This window comes from Streptomyces sp. NH27 (genome assembly GCF_056859195.1).
This window is the reverse complement of record NZ_JACEGK010000071.1, coordinates 1-20354: the sequence shown is the minus strand read 5'-3', so window position 1 is coordinate 20354 and position 20354 is coordinate 1. Positions and strand designations below refer to the sequence as shown.

Below are 20354 nucleotides of genomic sequence, written 5' to 3'. Positions count from 1 at the left end.
GCCACCACCCGGCTCCGGTTCGGCGTCGGCGAGGAGGCGGGCCGCTTCGGGGTGTGGCTGGCCATGGACCTGCGGGCCGGCGAGTCCTGCCAGGTCCGCCTCCAGGCGCCGGGCCGCCCCTGGGCCGAGGCCGTACGGGCGTTGGCCCGCGACCTGCCGGACGGCGGCGCCCTGACCGGGGGCGGCACCATGCCCGACGGCGGCGCCCTGCCCACCCCCGACGCGGCCCGCGCCCCGGCGTACTCGACCTGGTACTCGATGCACCGCGAGGTGAGCGCCGCCGGAGTCGAGGCCGAGGCCGAGCGCGCCGCGGCGGCCGGCTGCGGGGTGTTGCTGCTGGACGACGGCTGGCAGCTCCACGCGGAGGGCGCCGGCTACTCCGGCAGCGGCGACTGGACCCCGGACCCGGCGAAGTTCCCGGACTTCGCCGCGCACGTGAAGACCGTGCAGGGCATGGGGCTGCGCTACGTGGCGTGGATCGCCCCGCTGCTGGTCGGCGAACGCACCTCGGCCTACCCGGAGTTGGCGAAGATCGCGCCGCACAGGATCGAGCGGCTCGGCTGCCGGGTGCTGGACCCGCGCCGGGCACGGGCGCGGCGGTCCGTCGTCGACTCCTGCGTGGACCTGGTCCGCCGCTACGGACTCGACGGACTCAAGATCGACTTCCTGGACTTCGCGACGGCGTACGCGGGCCAGGAGGGCGAGGGGGCCGGCCGCGATGACGGCGCCGGTACCGGCGGTGGTGCCTCCACGGACGCCGGTACCGACGTCGCCACCGCTGCCGGCACCGCGCCCGATGCCGGCGCCGAACCTGATCCCGAACCCGACATCGAACCCGGTGCCGATGTCGGCCTGGCCATGCGGCAGTTGCTCACCGAGCTGCGCGACCGGCTGCGCGAGCTGCGCGGAGACGAGCTGCTCGTCGAACTGCGGCAGCCGTACACCGGGCCGGGCATGCACGGCTTCGGCAACCTGCTGCGGGCCGCGGACTGTCCGGCCGACGCCACCGCCAACCGCGTGCGCACCCTGGACGTCGGTGTGCTCGCCGGGACCGCGGCCGTGCACTCGGACATGCTCATGTGGGACCCCGGGGCCACGGCGCAGGCGGCGGCCAGGCAACTGCACTCCGCCCTGTTCGCGACCCCGCAGATCTCCGTCGAGCTGGCCGGACTGTCCGCCGAGCACCACGCGATGACGGTGTTCTGGCTCGGATTCTGGCGGACCCACCGCGACGTCCTCACCCGGGGCGAGATCCGGACCGGCCGTCCCGACCTGCTCCACCAGACGGTGACCGCGAGCCTGGGACAGCGCGCCGTCATCGCCTTCTACGCCGAGCACCGCATCGCCCCGGTCCGCCTGGCGGGCCGTACCGAGGTGGCCCTGGTCAACTCCACCGCCGCGTCCCACGTGGTCCTGGAGGTCGAAGGTCCGGGCGTCCGCGTCCGGCTCGACGCCTTCGACGCCTGCGGCAGGCCCGCCGGTTCGGGCCCGCGGACGCTCGGCCCAGGACTCACCCAGATCGCCGTTCCACCCTCCGGCCTGTGCGTCGTCACGCCGGAGCCGCCGGAACCGCCGGAGCCACCGCAGTCACCGCAGTCACCCGACCCATCCCCGCGCTGAAGAACCGAAGACGAAGACGGAAGAGGACCGACCGTGACCGACAGCCACGCCAGATCCGACCGCACCACCCCGGCAGCGCCGACCCCCGCAGAGATCTCCCGCCGCAAGGTGATGGGCTACGGCGCCGCCACCGTGGCGGGCGCCGCGGCCGCCAGTGCGCTGGACTGGGGCGTCGCGCCGGGCGCCGGTGCCGCGACACCCGAGGGCGCGGCCACGCCGGCCGCCGCGGTGCCGGTGGTCGCCGCCGGCTTCTCCGACCCGACCGGGCTCTACCCGGTGCAGGGCAACGCCCCTGCGCGCCCCGGCCTGCTGGTCGTGTTCAACCCGACGACGGCGCTCAGCGGTTCGGTGGCCTGGTCGGTCGCCGCCCGCACCGGGGCCGCGCTCCGCAGCGGGACCACCGCGTTCACCGCGGCGGCCGGTACCGCGAGCACCACCACCATCGCGCTGGGCCCCCTCGCCCCCGACTACTACGCGGTCACCGTGACCGTCACCGACTCGGCCGCGAACCAGCTGCTCGCCCAGACCCTCGGCCTCGGCGTGATCCGGCCGACCGTCGCGGAGCGCCGGCCGGACTCGTCGTTCGGGATGGGCATCCGCTCGGAGTCGTCGCCCGTCATCACCAAGCAGATCGCCCAGCGCATCGGCGTGAAGTGGACGCGCGGCATCGTCGCCGTCGTACCGGACACCGTCTCGCCTTCGCCGGGCGTGTTCTGGCAGCAGCCCGAGATCGACGCCGCCCGCGCCGAGGTCCAGGAGTGGAACAGCTACGGCATCGAGGCCCTCGGCAGCATCAACTACAACATGTCGTGGAACGTCGAGCCGGGCCCGGACGGCAAGCCGGTGCTGCTCTACCAGAACCGGCCCAAGGACATGGCCGCGCACGCCGACATGGTCTACCACTCCATCGCGCCGATGCAGGACCTGGTGCAGAACTGGGAGCTGTGGAACGAGCCGTGGGTGCACGGCTGGACCTGGATGACCGGCGACGCCCAGGACTACCGCGACATGTGCAAGCTGATCTGGGACCGGGTCAAGCCGGACTTCCCGCAGGTCAACCTGATCGGCGGCGGATCGGTCACGTACAACCGCGACATCGTGTACGCGCGGGGCTCGAAGGACATCGGCTACATCGACGGCTCGGTGAACCACGCCTACGGCTACCCCGACCCGACGCAGTACGCGATGACCAAGACCCAGATCAAGATGGACCGGCTGTGGTCGCGCAGCAACGGCCGCGGCGGGCAGTGGCAGACCGAACTGGGCAACGCCGAGTTCAACTTCACCGACGTGCCGGCCGGCCAGGCACCTTACGGGGTGGCCCGCACGGTGGCCCCGACGTACCTGCTGCACATGCTCGCCGGCGTCGAGGAGGGCTCGCCGGTCCGGGCCTTCTGGTTCTCGCTGTCCTACGACAAGCCGTACTCCGGCGACGACTTCGACATCTACGACATCACGACCAGGACCCCGAAGCCCGCGGTGGTCGCCTACGCCACCATGACGGGCCAGCTGGAGGACGCCCGGATGGAGGGCGAGCTCTACCCGGACGCCAAGTCCACCTGGGGCTTCCTGTTCCGCGGCACCGACGGCAAGGGCCGGGCCGCCGTCTACTGCGACCAGCTCTACGACGGCACCGAGGAGCACCAGAGCGCCGGCTACACCGGCACGCTCACCCTGGACGGCGCGCGCGGCATCCGGGTCCACGACTACCTCGGACGCCAACTCGCCGACGGCAGCGCCTCGCGCGTCACCCTCCCGCTCAACCCCTGGGAGGTCCTGTACTTCGACAGCGACCTGAGCCCCGCGGCGCTGAAGGCGGTCCTGACCCGTGGCGCGAGCTTCGACTACAGCACCCCGGTGAAGGTCAGCCTGCTGTCCTTCACCAAGCCGCTGGACGCCACCAGCACCGTCGAGGTGCGGGTGGAGAACGTCTCGCCGCAGAAGCTCGGCGCGCGGGTGCGGATCACCCCGCCGTCCGGCTGGCGGGTGGCGGCACCGGTGTCACCGGTGGTCGAACTCGCCCCCGGGCAGGCGAAGACGCTGTCCTTCCCCGTCACGGCGTTCCAGGTCGACAGCCGGAACGCGTACACCGTCGGCTACGAGGTGACGGTGCCGCAGCGGCCCGGCCTGCGCCAGACCGGCACCCAGGACGTCCAGGTCGCCTACCTGCCGTTCCGGTCGATCACCGTCGGGGGCAGCGCCAGCCAGTGGAACGGCGTCCTGCCGGTGACGATGACCAGCACCACCGCGGCCGGCGACACCAAGAACTACGCGTTCCAGGCCGCCTGGGACCACAGCTTCCTGTACGTCAGGGCCGTGATCGAGGACGACGTCCAGCTGTCCAACGCGCCCTTCCCGGCCAACGAGTACCTGTTCCCGTTCAAGGCCGACAGCATCCAGTTGGCCTTCGACGCGACGGCCGACAAGACCGAGGACCTGCTCGCGGGCGACGCGCACTACGAGAAGTGCCTGCGGTCGATCTCCCACCTGTACGTGGCCACGCTGGCCACCGGCGGCGTCTCCGAACTGCACCGCCAGCTCGCGCCCGGCACCAACTACCAGACCTTCTACCCGACCAACGCGGTGCTCCCGACACCGCTGGGCCCGCTCGACGCGAAGCCGGACAGCGGCAGCGAGGGCCGCGTGCTGGTGTCCCGGGACGACACGAGCAAGCAGACCAGGTATGAGATCGCGCTCGCCTGGAGCCAACTGCCCGAGCTGGCCGCCGCGGTGCGGGCCGCGCGCCCCGGCAGCGTCACCCCGGCGACCTTCGCGGTCCAGGTGACCGACGCGGGCACCGGCGGCCACGGCGCCACCTACTCGACCACCACCGCGGAGCCCCCGACGTCGGGCTGCTACAACTTCGCGCCGTTCTGGGGCACCGGCGCCCAGTTCGCCGGCGGAAGCGTGGATACCCGCTGGGGCATCGGCCACTGAGCCGTACCCCCGGACGGGACAGCGCACCGCACCCCCGCTCATTCCGCCGGACCCGCAAGATCCAACTCTCCTCCCAGATCAGCCCGTTCCGCCCGTTCTGCCCGTTCCTCAAGAACCAGGAGCCCTTCCGTTGAGCGACCACGCAGCCGATGGCGGCGCAGTCCCGCCGGCGCCCGAGCCGGTCGAGCCGCCGTGGGCACAGCCGTCCGGCGTCCGCATCACCGGTGTCCGGACGATCCTCACCGCGCCGGCCGGCACCACGCTCGTCGTGGTGCGGGTCGACACCAGCGAGCCCGGCCTGTACGGACTCGGCTGCGCCACCTTCACCCAGCGCGCGGCGGCGGTCGCCACCGCGGTCGACGAGTACCTGGCGCCGCAGCTCATCGGCCGCGACCCGGCCGACATCACCGACATCGCCTCGACGCTGCACGTGAGCGGTTACTGGCGCTCGGGCCCGGTGCTCAACAACGCGCTGTCCGGCGTGGACATGGCGCTGTGGGACATCAAGGGCAAGCAGGCCGGGCTGCCGGTGTGGCAACTGCTCGGCGGCCGCTGCCGCACCGCGGTGCCGCTGTACGCGCACGCCGCGGGGCGGGACCCGCAGGAGGTCACCGACGAGGTGCTGGCCCTGATGGCGGAGGGCTATCGGCACGTGCGCTGCCAGGTCGCCGTGCCGGGCGCGGGCACCTACGGGGCGCCGGCCGCCGCGGCCGCGGCCGGCGCCCACCGCTCGCTCACCGCCAATGCCTGGGACCCGGCCGCCTACCGGCGCACGGTCCGCGGCCTGTTCGCGCACCTGCGCGAGCACGTCGGCCCGGAGGTCGAGCTGATCCACGACGTGCACGAGCGGGTACACCCCACCGACGCCGTGCGGATCGCCGTGGACCTGGAACCGTACGACCTGTTCTACCTGGAGGACCCGGTCGCGCCGGAGGACATCGAGTGGCTGCGGATCCTGCGCAGCCGCTCGGTGACGCCGATCGCGATCGGCGAGCTGTTCACCAACCCCGCGGAGTACCGCCCGGTCGTCCAGGAGCGGCTGTGCGACTTCATCCGCGTGCACGTCTCGGCCATCGGCGGCATCACCCCCGCCTGGCGGCTGGCCGGCGCCTGCGAGCTGTTCGGCGTGCGCACCGCCTGGCACGGGCCGGGCGACGTCTCGCCGATCGGGCACGCGGCCAACCTCGCGCTCGACCTGGCCGCGCCCAACTTCGGCATCCAGGAGCAGCACCTGTTCGGCGCCGCCGCGCGGGAGGTGTTCCCCGGCTGCCCCGAGATCCGCGACGGCCACCTGTGGCCGAGTGACCGGCCGGGGCTCGGCGTCGACTTCGACGAGCGACTGGCCGCCAAGCACCCGCCGCGGCCCGCCGCGCTGCCCGGCCAGGCGTGGAAGCCGCCGCGGCGGGCCGACGGCGCCCTCCAGCGCCCCTGACCGGACTTCCGTACCTCCGTGACCACCGCCGGGCACCCCCGTACCTCTTCCAAGGAGCCACCCGCATGAGACCCCGCATATCCGTCACCCTGCTCGCCGCGACCGCGTGCCTGTCCGTCGGCCTCACCGGCTGCGGTTCCTCCTCGTCCGGCGGCGGCGCCAAGACCACGCTGACGGTCGCCGAGTGGACCAACCCCGGCGCCATCCAGTTCACCGAGCAGCTGAACGACAGGTTCGAGAAGGCCCACCCCGGTGTGAAGGTCAAGATCCAGCAGGCGCCGACCGCCAACGGCGCCTGGGGACAGCTGTGGAACAGCCTGCTGCAGTCCAAGTCCGTCGATGTGCTGGGGCTGGCCGCGCCGACCCAGGCGGGCTTCGCCCCCAGTTACACCAGCCTCAAGCCGGCGGGCGCCGCCGCGCTCATCCAGGCCGGCCAGCTGGTGGACCTGAAGAACCAGCCGTTCATGAAGAACTACAGCGCGACGGACCAGGCAGCCGCGGTCGGGCACAACGGCGGCGTCTACGGCGTGATGGCCGCGCAGTACGCCGCGGCCGGTGCGATCTGGTACAAGAAGGACCTCCTCGCCAAGTACCACATGACCGTGCCGGCGACGTTCCAGGAATTCGTCGACGACTGCGCCAAGCTCAAGAAGTCGGGCGTCACCCCGATCTTCGTGTCCGGCAAGGACGGGATGCAGGGCGGCGTGTGGCAGGGCGTCGAGAACCAGATGCTCATGCAGGGCAAGCCCGCGTCCGACTCGGTGAAGGTCTCCAACGACCGGGCCGACGCGTTCTGGAAGGGCACGCAGTCCTGGACCGACCCGGTCTACCAGGAGTCGTCCGCGCGCTACGAGCAGGTCATGAAGTACATCGAGCCGAACGCGTCGGGCGTCGCCCAGCTGACCGCGCCCGGCGTCTGGGCGGCGCGGGCGAACGACTACCCGTTCCTGCTGGACGGTTCATGGGACGGGGCGGTCATCCAGAAGGCCGACCCCAACCTCAAGCTCGGGTTCTTCACCATGCCGGGCACCGACACCGCCTCGGCCAACCGCGTGTCGGTGCGCCCCGACCTCACCTGGATGGTCCCGACCAGCGCGAAGCACAAGGACCTGGCCATGGAGTGGCTGTCGATGTTCTCCCAGCCGGACAACTACCAGCAGTGGCTGAAGCTGACCGGCTCGATCTCCACCCAGCCGGCGGTGAAGAACACCGGCCTGGACTGGACGGACTGGCTGAACAGCCACATGGACGGCGCCTTCCAGCAGCTCGCCAACCCGTGGGTGCCCGCGGGCGCGCCACTGGACGCGGCCGGCCCCGACTTCTACAAGCTGACGCCGATCGGCAGCGACAGCGTCGACACCATCCTCAACCGCTCGGCCAACGCCTACCGCAAGTCGGTCAAGGGCTGACCGCCGCCCGGAAGCAATTCAGAGAGGAGGCGCGGCGTGGCACGCTGTCCCTTCGGAACCAGGCGGACGCGGCGGTTCATCCCCTGGGCCAGCATCGCGATACCGGGAGCCGGTTGGCTGCTGTTCGGGCTCTACCCGTCACTGGCCACCATCATCTACTCGTTCACCAGGTACTCCGGACTCCCCGGCACGCCGCTGAACTTCTGCGGCCTGTGCAACTACCACACGGCCTTCACCTCGCTGCTGCCGCAGCTGTGGAGCGCGGTGCGGGTCACGCTGATCTACGTGGTCGGCGTGACCGTACTGCAGAACGTGGTCGGCCTCGGCCTGGCCATGCTGCTGAACCGGGGCGGTCGCTCCTACACCTTCTACCGCGCGCTGATCTTCATGCCGCAGATCTTCTCGGTCACGGTGGTCGGTGCGGTGTTCTCCCTCATGCTCGACCCCTACTCGGGACCGGCGGAGAAGATCGTCCACGGCCTGTTCGGCATCAACTCCGCCTTCCTCGGGTCGAGTTCACTGGCGCTGCCGCTGGTGATGCTGGTGAACGTCTGGATGTTCTCCGGCTACTCGATGCTCATCTACATCGCCGGACTGCGGAACATCCCGCGCTCGGTGTACGAGGCCGCGGCGATGGACGGCGCCGGGCGCTTCCGGGTGTTCCGGCACGTGACGTGGCCGCTGCTGGCCTCGGCCACCACCGTGAACGTCTTCCTCACCACCATGGCCACGCTCGGCGAGTACGCCCTGGTGCTGGTCCTGACCGGCGGCAACTTCGGCACCAAGACCCTGGGGCTGTACATGTTCCAAGCCGCGTTCGGCAGCGACAGCCAGCTCGGCTACGGCTCGATGCTCGCGATGCTGCAGTTCGTGCTGACGATCGTGATCGGCGGCGGCCTGCTGTACGTGCTGCGCCGGCGGGAGGTGGCACTGTGACGACACTCCAGGTGTCCAAGGCCCCGAAGGCCCCCGACACGCCGCACGCTCCGGCGCCCCTGCTGCGCGGGCTGCTGACCGGCCGGCGGACCAGGGCGGCGGGGGTGAACCTGATCTGCTTCGCCATCGCCGCCGGGCTGTTCGCGCTGCCGCTGGTGTACGTCCTGCTTCAGGCGTTCAAGACGTACACCGGCTTCCTGCAGAACCCCACCGGCACGCCCCACCCGTGGACCACCGAGAGCTTCTCGGCGGCCTGGCACCAGGGGCACTTCGGCCGGGAGATGATCAACAGCCTGGTCTACGCGGCCGTCCCCGACGCCATCACGCTCATCCTCGGCGTCTTCCTCGCCTTCCCCATCTCCCGCGGCTACTTCAAGTACTCCAACGGGCTCTACACGTTCTTCATCTTCTCCGGCTTCCTGCCCGGCGGCCTGATCCCGCTGTTCATCGAGGCCCGGACGCTCCACCTGTACAACAGCATGGCCGGTTACCTGATCCTGACCAGCCTGTCCGGCGCCGGGTTCTTCTTCTTCGTCGGCTACATCAAGGGCATCCCGCGCGAGATCGACGAGGCGGCGGCGCTGGACGGCTGCGGCTACATCCGGTTCATCTTCACGATCATCATGCCGCAGATGAAACCGGCGCTGGCCACCTTCGGGATCTTCGGCTTCGTGCACGCCTGGAACAACCTGATCCTGCCCCTGGTGATGCTCTCCGACTCCGCGCTGTGGCCGGTCACCCGCGGGCTCTACTCGTTCTTCGGCGAGTACTCGCAGAACTGGCCGCTCATCGCCGCCGGCACGTTCATCGTGGCCGCGCCGATCATGCTGCTGTTCATCCTGCTCCAGCGCTACCTCGTCGAAGGCGTCGCGGGCGGTGCGTCGTTCGGCACCCAGGGCGTCGCGCCCGGCGCGTCCGGCGCCGGGGGCGCCGAGACGGGAGGCGGCGCGTGACCGCCCCCGTCACCGACTGGCCGGCCGGCGGCGAGGCGGTGCGGTTCCTGCTCCGCGACCCGCTCGCCCACCCGGAGTTCGCCTGGCCCAGGACCCTGCTGCACTACCCGGTGCGGTGGGCGGTGCCCGCGGTGCGTGCCGGGCAACTGCGGCTGCTCGACGAGAACGGCGCGCCGGTGCCGTTCCAGCTGACGGAGGTCGGCGAGGAACGCTCCGACGCGAACGCGGGGGACGGCGCGAACTGCGTTGCCGGCGCGGACGTTGCCGGCGCCGACGAGGCCGGGGCCGGCGTTGTAGGCGGGCGCTTGACCGCGGCCACCGTCTGCTTCTTCGCCGACCTCGCGCCCGGCGCGCGCCACGCGTTCACCCTGCGCGCGGACACGACGGCGCCGTCCCCGGCCGGGCCCGACCGGCCGGTCACCGTCACCGAGGACGGCGACGGCATCGTGGTGGACGCCGAGCCCCTGCGGGTCCGGCTGCCGTCCGCCGGCCGGTACACCGGCCGGGACGTGCCCGGCCCGATCCGCCAACTCGACCGCGGTCAGGGCTGGGTGGGCAGGTCCGTCCTGCACTGCGCGGCCGAGCGGCTGGAACGCCTCGACGTCCGACGGGCGGAGCACGGCCCGCTGTTCGCCACGCACCGCCTGGACTACCGCTTCGCCGGCGGCGCGCGGTACACCGCGACGGTGCGCGTCCTGCAGGGCTGCGACTTCGTCGAACTGGCCGAGGAGGCAACCGGGTTCGACACGGACGGCGCCGCCTGGGAACTGGACTGGGAGGGCTGCGCTCCCACCCACCGGTTCTCGTCGGCCTGGCCGTTCTCGCAGCACCCCGCCGACCACGCCGATCCCGGGTCGCCGGAGGTGTACCACTGGCTCGGCATCGACGAGCCGATCGTCGTCGGCGACAGCGGCGAGGACCCGTCGTTCTCCGGACCGGGCGGCCGGGAGCGGCCACGGGAGCGGATGGCCGTCACCGTCGGCCCCTACGCCCCGAGTTTCGCCTGGGACATCCGGCCGCACGCGGCGTTCTGGGACCCGGTCGGCGGCGACGCGATGGGCGTGTTCATCCGCGACCACGCCCGCTGGGAGGACCACGAGTACGCCGCCTGGGCCTCCGCGGACACCCTCCAGATCCGCTTCCGGCACGACGGCGTGCTGCACTGGACCTGGCCGCTGCGCACCGGGACGCGCAGCACCGGCATCGCGTTCTACGACCACGAACGCGACCTGGAGGTGCTGCGCGGTCAGCAGGCGATGGCGTACCAGTCCACGTACGTGCGCCACCTGCACCACTGGCAGGGCACGCTCAGCCTGGACCGGGTCAAGGACTGGCGCCTGACGTACCGCGGCAAGCGCCCCGAACCCCTGTGCCTGGAAGGCGAGTTCGACACCCCGGAGGAGTTCGCAAGCGCGCTGCTGTACGGCACCGAGGGGCCGCGGCTGATCGCGAACGGCGTCAACGACCTCGCCGGCTACCTCAACATCGGCCAGCGCCCGCTGTACGACCGGCTGTTGGACGGCTACGACCGGTTCGCCGGCCACCTCGACGCCGAGCAGCGCGAACGCGTCGACGCCCTGATGCTGTTGACCGGGTACGTCTCGGCGGGCGAGGAGATCGGCCCGCTGCGGCGGATGATGGGCGGGCACCCCAACTTCCTGGCCGACGGCAAGGCCGCGCTGGCCTGCCTGGCCCGGCTGTTCCCCGAGCACGAGGCCGCGGGGGAGTGGCTGGACCAGTTCGAGAAGTTCTGCGAGCTGTCCGGCGTCTTCCACACCCGTCCGGCGCTGCCCTCCCGCCGGGCTCGGCCCGGCCGCTGGACCGAGAGCCTGTCCACGTACGTCTGGGCCTTCCTGCGGCCGGCCGCCCAGGGCAACTTCCTGGGCCGGCAGGCCGACGGACGCAACCGCATGGCCACACCGGAACTCGCGGCCCTCGGCGACTGGCTGGTCAACGCGCTGACCGCGCCGATCGACGTCACCGGGACCGGCGAGCTGCGCCGGCTGCATCCCGCGCAGGGCGCGCACGCGTACTGGCCGCGCCGCCCTCCCATCGAGATGCGGCTGCTCGGCGAGGCGCTGCACCGCTTCCGCCCACTGGTCGCCGAGCACCTGATGTGGGGCAGCGACCCCACCGCCCGGCGGCTGGACAGCCCGCCGGACGTGCCCGATCCGTGGCACGTCACGGTGCGCTCGGAAGGCAACCACGGCACCAACCCGCGGCTGCGCAGCGCGAAGTACACCGGGTACGGCGTCACGCTGCGCGCCGACGTCGACCGGCCGGGCGAGGTGGCGGTCTTCCTCCAGCAGGTCGACCGCGGGCCCAACTACCGCTGGGGGATCGCCGACGACAACGGCAACGGCCACCTGTACTACTACGCCGGCGGCCGCTCCTACAGCGGCCACGGCCCCGAGGACGCCGGCGACCGCCGGGTACCCGACGCGACCTTCGCCACCTCCTGCGCGGTCTGGAAGGACGGCGCCTTCCGCGGCATCGGCAACCACACCCTGGACCGGCCGATGTACGACCTGGGCGGCGCGCAGTACGCGGAGATCACCTCCGACCCGGACAGCCCGGTCGGCGAGCTGTACCTCGGCCGCAGCGTCCTGCTCGTCGGCAGCGACTACCTGGTCACCTACGACGCGTTCGCGCCGGGCCAGCGGATGGTGTGGACCTGGTCGGTGCCGACCGTGGCAAACGGCCACGACGCCAACAGCTACGGCCACCTCGCCGACGAGATGCCGTTCATCCATGTGGTGCGCGGCGTGCGGGAGGACGGCGCGCTCGACGGCACGTTCGCCACCGACGTCACCCGCGGCGTGCGGCTGGAGGGCAGGGCCGACGGCTCGAACAGCAACACGCTCGCCGTCGCCAGCCACCGCGACGACCTGGTCGTCGCCCCCGCGAGCAGCACCCCGTGGGGCGCCAGGGTCCGCACCCCGCACAGCCTCGACCACGTGTTCCGCCACCAGGCGGCGACGCACTACGAGCCGACGACCGTGGACTTCGCCGGCGACGGGCTGCGCTTCACCGGCACCGCCGGCGCGATCCGGCTGTTCGACGACGGCACCCGCGAGTTGACGCTCTTCCACGGCAGCGCCGTCGGCACCGCGGACGTGCTGCTGACCACCGATGACCCGGACCTGGGCATCAGCCTCGGCTACCGCGACCCCGGCGAACTGCGCGGCACCTACGACGCGCCCGGCGACAGCGAGGTGACCCTGCACCTGCCCGCCGGAATCGGCGACCGGACCCGCTTCCACGTCGACGGCGACGCGCTGAGCCCGCTCGCCGCCTCGCACGACACCCTGCGGGTCGCGCTGCCGCGCGGCCGGCACCAGTGGGAGGTGACCGCGCGCCGGCCGGAGCCGATGCCGCCGCGGATCGTGCGGACCGAGACCGTACCCGGCGGCGCGGTGGTGCACTTCGCCCCCGTCGCCGGCGCCGGGTCCTACCTGCTCGAACTCAGCGAGGACGGCGGCGGGACCTGGACGGCGGCCGGGCAGACCGCCACCGGCCCGGGCCGGCTCACCGGGCTGGCCGACGGCACCAAGTACCACGTGCGCGTCACCGCCCGGAACGCCGACCGCAGCGGCGCCCCCGGCGCCGACTACCCCGTCTACGCCACCAGCCAGGTGCCCGACCCGCCGGACGGCCTCAAGCTCCGGCTCGGCGCCGGCACGGTCACCGCCACCTGGGGCGAGGTGCTCGGCGCCGCCCGCTACCGGCTCTACCGGCGCCGCAAGGGCGACGCCGGGTACCGGGAGATCTTCGCGGGCCCGGCCTTCGAGTACGTCGACCAGGTGCCCGGGACCGTCCCCGCGACCGGCGATCCGGGCCAGGCCGTACCCGGCGACGCGCCGGTCCACGAGTACGCGGTCGCGGCCGAGAACGGCAACGGCCCCGGCCCCTTGTCGCCCGCCACGGACACCGACCCCGGCAGCTGGCGGCACTGGTACCCGCCGGTGGAGCTCGCCTTCCGGCGTCACCACAGCTACCACCAGCCCCCGTACCAGCCCGCCTCGACGACCCCGCCGCCGTACGACGAGCAGCGGCCGCCGGCCCGGCTGCCGGACGCCGCCGGCCCGGTGGAGCGGACATGGTGACCCGGCAGCGCGTCCTGATCACCGGCGCGGCCGGCCGCATCGGCCGGGCGCTGCGCCCGCGGCTGGCCCGGCCCGACCGGGTGCTGCGGCTGCTGGACATCGCGGAGATCGCGCCGCCCGCGGCCGGCGAGGACGTGGAGATCGTCCGGGCCTCGTTCACCGACCCGGGCGCGATCGACGCCGCGTGCCGGGCCGTTGACGCGGTGGTCCATCTGGGCGGGCTGGCCGGTGAAGCGCCCTGGGAACGGATCCGGGAGGTCAACATCGACGGCACGCAACGGGTGCTGGAGGCCGCGAGCCGCCACGGCGTGCCCCGCGTGGTGCTGGCCTCCAGCATCCATGTCGCCGGGTTCCGCACCCGCGACGACGCGGCCCGGCGGGAGAGCGGCGGTGCCGCGGGCCGAGGCGACGCCGCGCGCGGCGGCGAGGTCCGCGCGGACCTGCCCGCCGACATCACGCCGCGCCCGGACACGTACTACGGCGTGGGGAAGGCCGCGCTGGAGGCACTCGGCGCGCTGCACCACAGCCGGTTCGGGATCGACGTCTCCTGCCTGCGGATCGGCGCGTTCCGGCCGGTGCCGCGCGCGCCGGAGGACCTGGCCGTGTGGCTGTCGCCGGACGACGCGGCCCGGCTGGTGGAGTCCTGCCTGCGGGCCGAGCCGGCCGGCTACCGGGTGCTGTGGGGGATCTCCCGCAACACCCGCCGGTGGTGGTCCCTTTCGGAAGGGGAGGCGATCGGCTACCACCCCCGGGACGACGCCGAGAACCATCTGGCGGCCGTCCTGGAGTCCGGGGCGTTCGGCCCGGCGGACCTCGATCCGGCGGCCGCCCGCAACTTCCGGGTCGGCGGCAACTTCTGCACCATGCCGCTCGGTTGAGGGCAACCGGATCGGTCGTGGCGCTGTACGGGCCGTCCGGGTGGCGAACAACGTGGTCATCAGGGGCACTTGGCCGGGAATCTGACTGGGAGAGGGAACGCATGGGTGAGGAACATGCCGGTCGTGTCGCGCTGGTGACCGGCGGGTCGAGCGGCATCGGGCGGGCCGCCGCGGAACTGCTGGCCGCCTCCGGCGCCGCGGTGGCCGTCAGCGCGCTGGACGCGGCGGGCACGCACGAGACCGTCGAGGCGATCACCGCGGCCGGCGGCCGGGCGGTGCCGCTCGTCGCGGACGTCTGCGACCCCGCCGCGGTGGCCGAGGCGGTGCTGCGGACCGTGGACGCCTTCGGCGGCCTGGACGTGCTGGTGACATCGGCGGGCATCCAGCGCTACGGCACCGTGGCCGACACCGACGACAAGACCTGGGACGAGGTGTTCGCGGTCAACGTCAAAGGGGTGTTCCTGGCCGCGCGCGCCGCGCTGCCGCACCTGCGGCGCAGCACCGCGGGCGGTGCGGTGGTCGTGGTGTCCTCGGTGCAGGGGCGCGCCACGCAGCCCAACGTCGCGGCCTACGCGGCGGCCAAGGGCGCGCTCAACGCGCTGGTGCGTTCCATGGCCGTGGACGAAGCCCCCTACGGGGTGCGGGTCAACGCGGTCTGCCCCGGCTCGGTGGACACGCCGATGCTGCGGCGCTCGGCGGAGCTGTTCACCGACGGCAGCGCGGACGCGGTCGGCCGGCTGCTCGACGACTGGGGCCGCGACCACCCGCTCGGGCGGATCGCGCGGCCGCGGGAGGTCGCCGAGGTGATCGCCTTCCTGGCCGGCACCCGCGCCGCGTTCGTCACCGGCGTGGACGTCCCCGTGGACGGCGGACTGCTGGCCACGCTCGCCGTCGCGCTGCCGCAGGACACCACCGAACCCTCGCTGGGAGGCTGACCGTCATGGCGATGCGTATCGCACTCGGGCACATCGACGCGTACGACGGCCGGATCGGCACCTTCGCACGCCAACTGGGCCTGCACGGGCTCCAGTTCCACGCGCCGAAGGACCTGCCCGGCACCGGCGGATTCTGGAGCACCGCCGAACTCGCCGCCCTGCGCGGCCGTTGCGAGGAGGCGGGCCTGCGGATCGAGGGCCTGGAGAACGTGCCCGCCGCGCACTTCTTCAAGATCCAGCGCGGGCTGCCGGGCCGGGACGAGCAGATCGAGGGCTTCTGCCGGACACTGCGCAACATGGCCGCGACCGGCTACGACCTGCTCGGCTACAACTGGCTGCCGACCTACGTGTGGCGCACCACGATGGACGCCCCCGGCCGCGGCGGCGCCGCCGTCACCGGCTTCGACCTCGACCGGGCCGGCTCGGGCAACGCCCTTGCGGGCTACAAGCTCACCCCCGAGGAGCCGATCACCGAGCCGATCACCGCCGAGCAGTCCTGGGCCCACCACCAGTACTTCCTCGACGCCGTGCTGCCGGTCGCCGAGGCCGAGGGCGTACGGCTGGCCCTGCACCCCGACGACCCGCCGGTCGCCGAGCCGCTGGGCGGCGCGACCCGCATCTTCACCTCGCCTGCGGCGATCGCCGAGGCGTGGCGGCGCAGCGCCGGCAGCCCTGCCTGGGGGCTGGACCTCTGCCTCGGCACCGTCTCGGAGATGGCCGGCCAGGCGGCCGCCGAGGAGATCATCCGCACCCTGGGCCCGGCCGGCAAGGTCTTCTACGTGCACTTCCGCGACGTGAAGGGCACCGTCCCCCGCTTCGCCGAGTGCTTCCTCGGTGAGGGCAACCTGGACGTGCCCGCGGTCTTCGGCCTGCTGGACGAGGTCGGCTTCGACGGGTTCGTCATCGACGACCACGTGCCGGCCCTGGTGGGCGACGCCGGCACCTGGGCGGACACCTCGGCGGAGGCGTACATCAGCCGCGGCCGTTCCTATGCCATCGGCTACTTGCAGGGGGTGCTCGATGCCCGCCGTCGATGACGCCGCCTCGACCTCCCCGCCCGGCTCGGCCGCCCCGCCTGCGCCGGGCTCCCCGCCCGGCGGCGGTGCGGCGGTGTCGCGTGTGCGGTCGTGCGGTCGGCTCAGCCGGCGGCGGGGGCGGCGACCTCGGCCCGGCCGTACGGCGTGAGGACCACAGGGCCGAGCAGCCCGTTGCCGGTACGGGTCCGGCCGCTCGCGCCGGTGCCGGGAGCCACCCGGACGGCGTTGATCAGCGGGGTGGCGACACGCACGGTGATGGTGTTGTCCCCGCCCTTCAGCGTGGCGCCGAGGTCGATGCGGGACGGGTCGGCGAAGTCCACCGCCGGCAGCGCCGTGCCGTTGACGGTGACCTCGGGGGTGTCGACGACATGGCCGAGGTCGAGGTGGGCGTGCCGGCCGCCGGTCCAACTCGACGGCAGGGTCAGGTGGGTGGTGTAGGTGGCGGTGCCGGCGACGTCCTGGAGGTCGACGGGGTAGCCGTCGGCTCTGGTGATGGCGGTCCACGCGGGCAGCGCGCCGGTCGCCGGGTCGGCGCTGACGGCGATCGGGCCGATCGTGGTGTGGGCGGTGTCGCCGGCCGCGCCGCTCGGGCCCGGTGTCCAACTGTCCACGGTCAACTGCCAGTTCGAGAGGGTGGCGGCCGCCGGCACATCGGCGATGGAGGTGGTGACCGTCCCGCCGTTGGACAGGGTGGTGCTGAACCCGCCCGGCCGGCTTGAGTCGATCGCCAGGTTTCCGCCGGTGTCGAAGACCGCCTGGTCGGCCGTGGTGGCGGTGGCGGTGAGCGGGCCGGGCGCGGCGCCGAACTTCCCGGCGTCGGTGCTCAGGGCGACCACCGTGGCGTCGTGGGCGCCGAGCCGCACGTCCAGCGTGACCGTGCCGTCGGCGGCGGCGTACCGGGCGAGCGGCGTGATGTCACCGGTCCACGTGTTCAGCGCGTAGGGCGCCCCCTTGCCGGTGAGGGTGATGCGCTGGTCCACCGCCTTGGCCGAGTTGTTGTAGAGGTAGTAGTACTGCGTGGCGCCGTCGTCGCGGCGCACGTCGAGAAGGGCGCCGCTGGTCGGGTCGCCGGTGTGCGCGGCGGCCGGGGTGATGCCCAGGCTCGCCAGCGCGGCGGGCACGCCCGCCTCCGAACTCACCCGCAGCACATGCTGCTTGGCGGCCCTCGCCGCCGCGCCGTCCTTGCCGACCAGGGCGTAGAGGGCGTTCCAGTCCGCCTGGACGGCCCGGTCGGCCGGGCCCGCGTCGTATCCGGGTGTGGTGATCGCCGCCGGTGCGGCGGGGCCGATGACGACCACGGGCAGACCCGCCCGGGCGAGCGCGAGGATCTGGGCGGCGTCGGCGGGCTTGAGGGACCTGGGGTCGTTCAGGATCAGGGCGTGGTAGTCCGATGTCCCGGGGAAGAGCACCCCGTTGCGGTAGTCCTTCGACGCGTCGGTGAGGAAGGAGGAGTCCGCGTAGCCGTAGGTGTAGCCGGCGGCCGACAGCGCGGAGGTGTTCTTGACGACGCTCGCCGGGTCGTCGTACGCCTGACCCGCCAGCCCCACGTTCTGGTAGTAGACGCCCACGTCGTAGCTGGGCCTGCCCTGACGCAGCACCAGGGACATCCGGGCGATGTCGTCGTTGAGCGCCTTGGCGTCGCGCCACTGCGGCATCCGCGGGCCCCACGCCTCGGAGAAGCTGGTGTTGCCGCCGTAGCTGAAGCCGGGCCAGAGGGACGTGGCGCCCGAGCCGGCCGGGGCGGTCTGGTAGGGCATGCCGTGCCAGACGATCTGGTTGTCGCCGCCGGCCATGTCGATGTAGACCTCGCTGGTCAGGTTCTGCGCGGCGGTGGTGGCCCAGACCTGCGAACTGATCGCGCAGCACTCGCCGGACACGACGGGGGCGCCGGTGCGGTCGGCGCTCGCCGCGATGACCTTGAAGTCCTGGTCGGGGTTCTTGCCGTTGAACTCGAAGCCCTCGCCCTCTGGGATACCGATGTGGGTGCCGGCCTCGGCGGCGTCGATCGGGGCGCCGTACGCCTGGGCCCTGACCGTCAGGCCGTTGGCCTCGGCCCAGCTCTCCAGCGCGGCCAGGTAGCGGTTGCCGTACAGGTCGCTGAACGTCTGCTCGTAGTCCTTGATCATGCGGGTGCCCAGGCCGTCGGCGTAGGTGAACGGGGCCGGGCGGGTGCTCACCCGGCGGGCGTCGAAGCCGGCCAGCGCGGGCAGCGCCTGGTCGACCGGGTAGCCGCGCAACTGCCCGAACCGGGCCGGGAAGTCCCAGGTCCAGGCGAGTTCGTCGGACAGCTCCAGCGAGTCCTCGAAGAGCGCCGGGGTGCCGGCCGTGCGCGCGGTCCGCGCGATGGCGTCCTTCACCGTCGGGTCGTCGAGGACGTTCCGGTCCCAGAAGTCGGTGAGGGCGGTCGCGCCGCTCGCCGACAGGTGGTCCAGGACGTACGCGGCACCGGTCGGCGAGACGTTGTTCGCCGCTTGGCCGTCGGCGGTCTGGTAGAAGTCCAGCACCACCCACGGATGGCCGTTGCCCCGCGGGAAGGTGTGGCTCAACTCGCCCCGGGCGTCGAGCTTCCCGGTGACGTCGGTCACCGTGGCGCGGTCCAGGGAGACCGACGCGGTCGAGGCGTCGCAGGCGGTGGCGCACTGCGCGACCTCGACCGCGACCAGTTCCTCGGCCGCGGTGTCGACCGCCCGTTCGCCGATCGCGTGCGCCGCCGCCACCGGTGTGACCGTGACGCCGGTGCCGGGTGCGACGATCCGCTCGCCCGCCGCGTGGGAGTGCCGCAGCGCGGTGGTGAAGGTGAGGTCCTGGCCCGCGTCGCTGACCGCGGCGCCCAGGGGATGCGCGGAGCCCAGCGCGGTACGGACGGTGACCGTCCTGACGGACGGGTCGACGGCCGACACCTGCGCGGACTCGACGCCGGCGCCCGGGTCCACGGTGAGGGTGTCGCCGGCCGTGATCCCGGCGACGGAGGACAGCGCCAGCGAGGTCGCGCCGGCCGTGCTCGCGCTCTTCAGCGTGGTGCTGTTCGCCGCGCTGCCGGCGGCCTTGATCGTCGCGGTGTCCCGGTCGGCGCCCGAGCCGATCGTCACGGTCACGCCCGCGACCAGGTTGGTGTCGGTGGTCGCCGTCACCACCCGCGACGCGCCGGCCCCGGTGGCATCGGCGACGGTGGTGCACGGCGAGGACGTGCCCACCTTCCGCACCGTCACGACATCGGTTCCGGTGCTGCCGGCCGGGCCGAGCGCGATCCTGTCCCCGACGGCGAGATTCCGGGTCGAGTCGAGCAGGACCGTGCCGGCGCCCGCGGCGACCGGGCCGCACAGCGCCTTGGACACCGACGGCGGCCGCACGGTCGTGGCCGGCAGGACGCCGCCGCGGGTGCTGCCGGCCGCGTCGAACTCCCGTCCGTAGATGACCTGCTGGGCCACCTGCGGCTGGTTGAAGCTGTCGACGCTCGGCACGGTCGGGGGCCAGCGCGGGCCGGCGGCGAGGTCCAGGATCAGCCCGTCCCTGACCGCCTCCGCCTCGATCACCTGTACCCGGTGCGACCACAGGGGGGTGCCGTAGCCGTACGTCGACAGGTACCGCTCGCTGCTGTGCAGGGTGCTCCCGGCGCCGTTCGGTGCCGGAAAGGCGGTCACCTCCGCGCCGCCGCCACCGACCGCGGCGATCTGCCCGAGCTCGGAGCGCAGTTCGGCGTCCGACTCGTCGGCGACCGGCAGCCACCACCGGTACTTCGGCCGGTCCACCGTCGGCGGGTTCCCGAACGAGGCCGCCGTGAGCACGGGGTTGGGCTCCTTCGTCCGCGGCCGGGCACCGGAGGCCCCGGTGGCGGTGCCGCCCGTCGCCGTTGCCGTTGCCGTCGCGGTGGTCGCGCCGGCGAGCAGCGCGGCCGCCACGGCCAGCGCCGCCCACGACCTCCGCCGGCTGCGGTGCCTGCTGCCTCGTGCACTTGTCACTGCGCCTCCGGACGTGTGGACGCGATCCGGACCGACCGACGTCAGAACGCCCTTTGTATCCGGCGGTTTCGCGGGAGAAAAGAACGACACGTCCATGTTCGGGTGAGATGTCGGCGGGTGGCCCGCATGCACCTGACCGGCCGTCACAGCAG

Annotated in this window: 11 protein-coding genes; 10 read left to right on the top strand and 1 reads right to left on the bottom strand. The window is 73.0% G+C overall.

Translation table 11 applies throughout. The features are described from left to right. From AC13HU_RS08835 to AC13HU_RS08790, 10 genes are all read left to right on the top strand, one after another. Positions 1-1620 (top strand): alpha-amylase family protein (locus AC13HU_RS08835; RefSeq protein WP_483041213.1); only part of this gene is annotated, 1620 nt, incomplete at its 5' end. Between the two features lie 33 nt (positions 1621-1653). Next, positions 1654-4557: a sugar-binding protein gene (locus tag AC13HU_RS08830; RefSeq protein ID WP_483041212.1), complete on the top strand. Its 2904-nt coding sequence runs from the start codon at positions 1654-1656 to the stop codon at positions 4555-4557. A gap of 130 nt (positions 4558-4687) precedes the next feature. After that, positions 4688-5989 (top strand): enolase C-terminal domain-like protein, encoded by a 1302-nt coding sequence (locus AC13HU_RS08825; RefSeq protein WP_483041211.1) that lies wholly within the window; start codon positions 4688-4690, stop codon positions 5987-5989. Between the two features lie 65 nt (positions 5990-6054). Continuing rightward, positions 6055-7398 carry an ABC transporter substrate-binding protein gene (locus tag AC13HU_RS08820; protein WP_483041210.1) on the top strand — a complete coding sequence of 448 codons (1344 nt, stop codon included), beginning with the start codon at positions 6055-6057 and terminating at the stop codon, positions 7396-7398. Positions 7399-7434: 36 nt separating this feature from the next. After that, entirely contained in the window at positions 7435-8334 is a 900-nt protein-coding gene (locus AC13HU_RS08815; protein WP_483041209.1) for a carbohydrate ABC transporter permease, read from the top strand. Beyond that, complete coding sequence (locus AC13HU_RS08810; RefSeq protein WP_483041208.1) at positions 8331-9287, top strand: carbohydrate ABC transporter permease; 957 nt, start codon at positions 8331-8333, stop codon at positions 9285-9287. The genes AC13HU_RS08815 and AC13HU_RS08810 overlap by 4 nt, the downstream gene beginning before the upstream one ends. Further along, a complete protein-coding gene (locus AC13HU_RS08805) occupies positions 9284-13393 on the top strand; it encodes a hypothetical protein (protein ID WP_483041207.1) in 4110 nt (1369 codons plus the stop codon). The genes AC13HU_RS08810 and AC13HU_RS08805 overlap by 4 nt, the downstream gene beginning before the upstream one ends. Beyond that, positions 13387-14271 carry an NAD-dependent epimerase/dehydratase family protein gene (locus tag AC13HU_RS08800; protein ID WP_483041206.1) on the top strand — a complete coding sequence of 295 codons (885 nt, stop codon included), beginning with the start codon at positions 13387-13389 and terminating at the stop codon, positions 14269-14271. Before AC13HU_RS08805 ends, AC13HU_RS08800 begins: the two co-directional genes overlap by 7 nt. Before the next feature lie 101 nt (positions 14272-14372). Further along, the gene (locus AC13HU_RS08795; protein WP_483041205.1) at positions 14373-15206 is read left to right on the top strand and encodes an SDR family NAD(P)-dependent oxidoreductase; all 834 of its coding nucleotides are present in this window, start codon (positions 14373-14375) and stop codon (positions 15204-15206) included. A 5-nt stretch (positions 15207-15211) separates the two neighbouring features. After that, a complete protein-coding gene (locus AC13HU_RS08790; protein WP_483041204.1) occupies positions 15212-16243 on the top strand; it encodes a mannonate dehydratase in 1032 nt (343 codons plus the stop codon). Positions 16244-16344: 101 nt separating this feature from the next. Here AC13HU_RS08790 and AC13HU_RS08785 read toward each other — a convergent pair whose 3' ends face one another. After that, a complete protein-coding gene (locus AC13HU_RS08785) occupies positions 16345-20202 on the bottom strand; it encodes a glycosyl hydrolase (protein ID WP_483041203.1) in 3858 nt (1285 codons plus the stop codon). Positions 20203-20354 lie beyond the last annotated feature (152 nt).

What these genes read in the sequence shown, in the direction of transcription:
- AC13HU_RS08820 (WP_483041210.1), top strand. Translation starts at nt 6,055, where the DNA reads ATGAGACCCCGCATATCCGTCACCCTGCTCGCCGCGACCGCGTGCCTG.
- AC13HU_RS08800 (WP_483041206.1), top strand. Translation starts at nt 13,387, where the DNA reads ATGGTGACCCGGCAGCGCGTCCTGATCACCGGCGCGGCCGGCCGCATC.
- AC13HU_RS08790 (WP_483041204.1), top strand. Translation starts at nt 15,212, where the DNA reads ATGGCGATGCGTATCGCACTCGGGCACATCGACGCGTACGACGGCCGG.
- AC13HU_RS08795 (WP_483041205.1), top strand. Translation starts at nt 14,373, where the DNA reads ATGGGTGAGGAACATGCCGGTCGTGTCGCGCTGGTGACCGGCGGGTCG.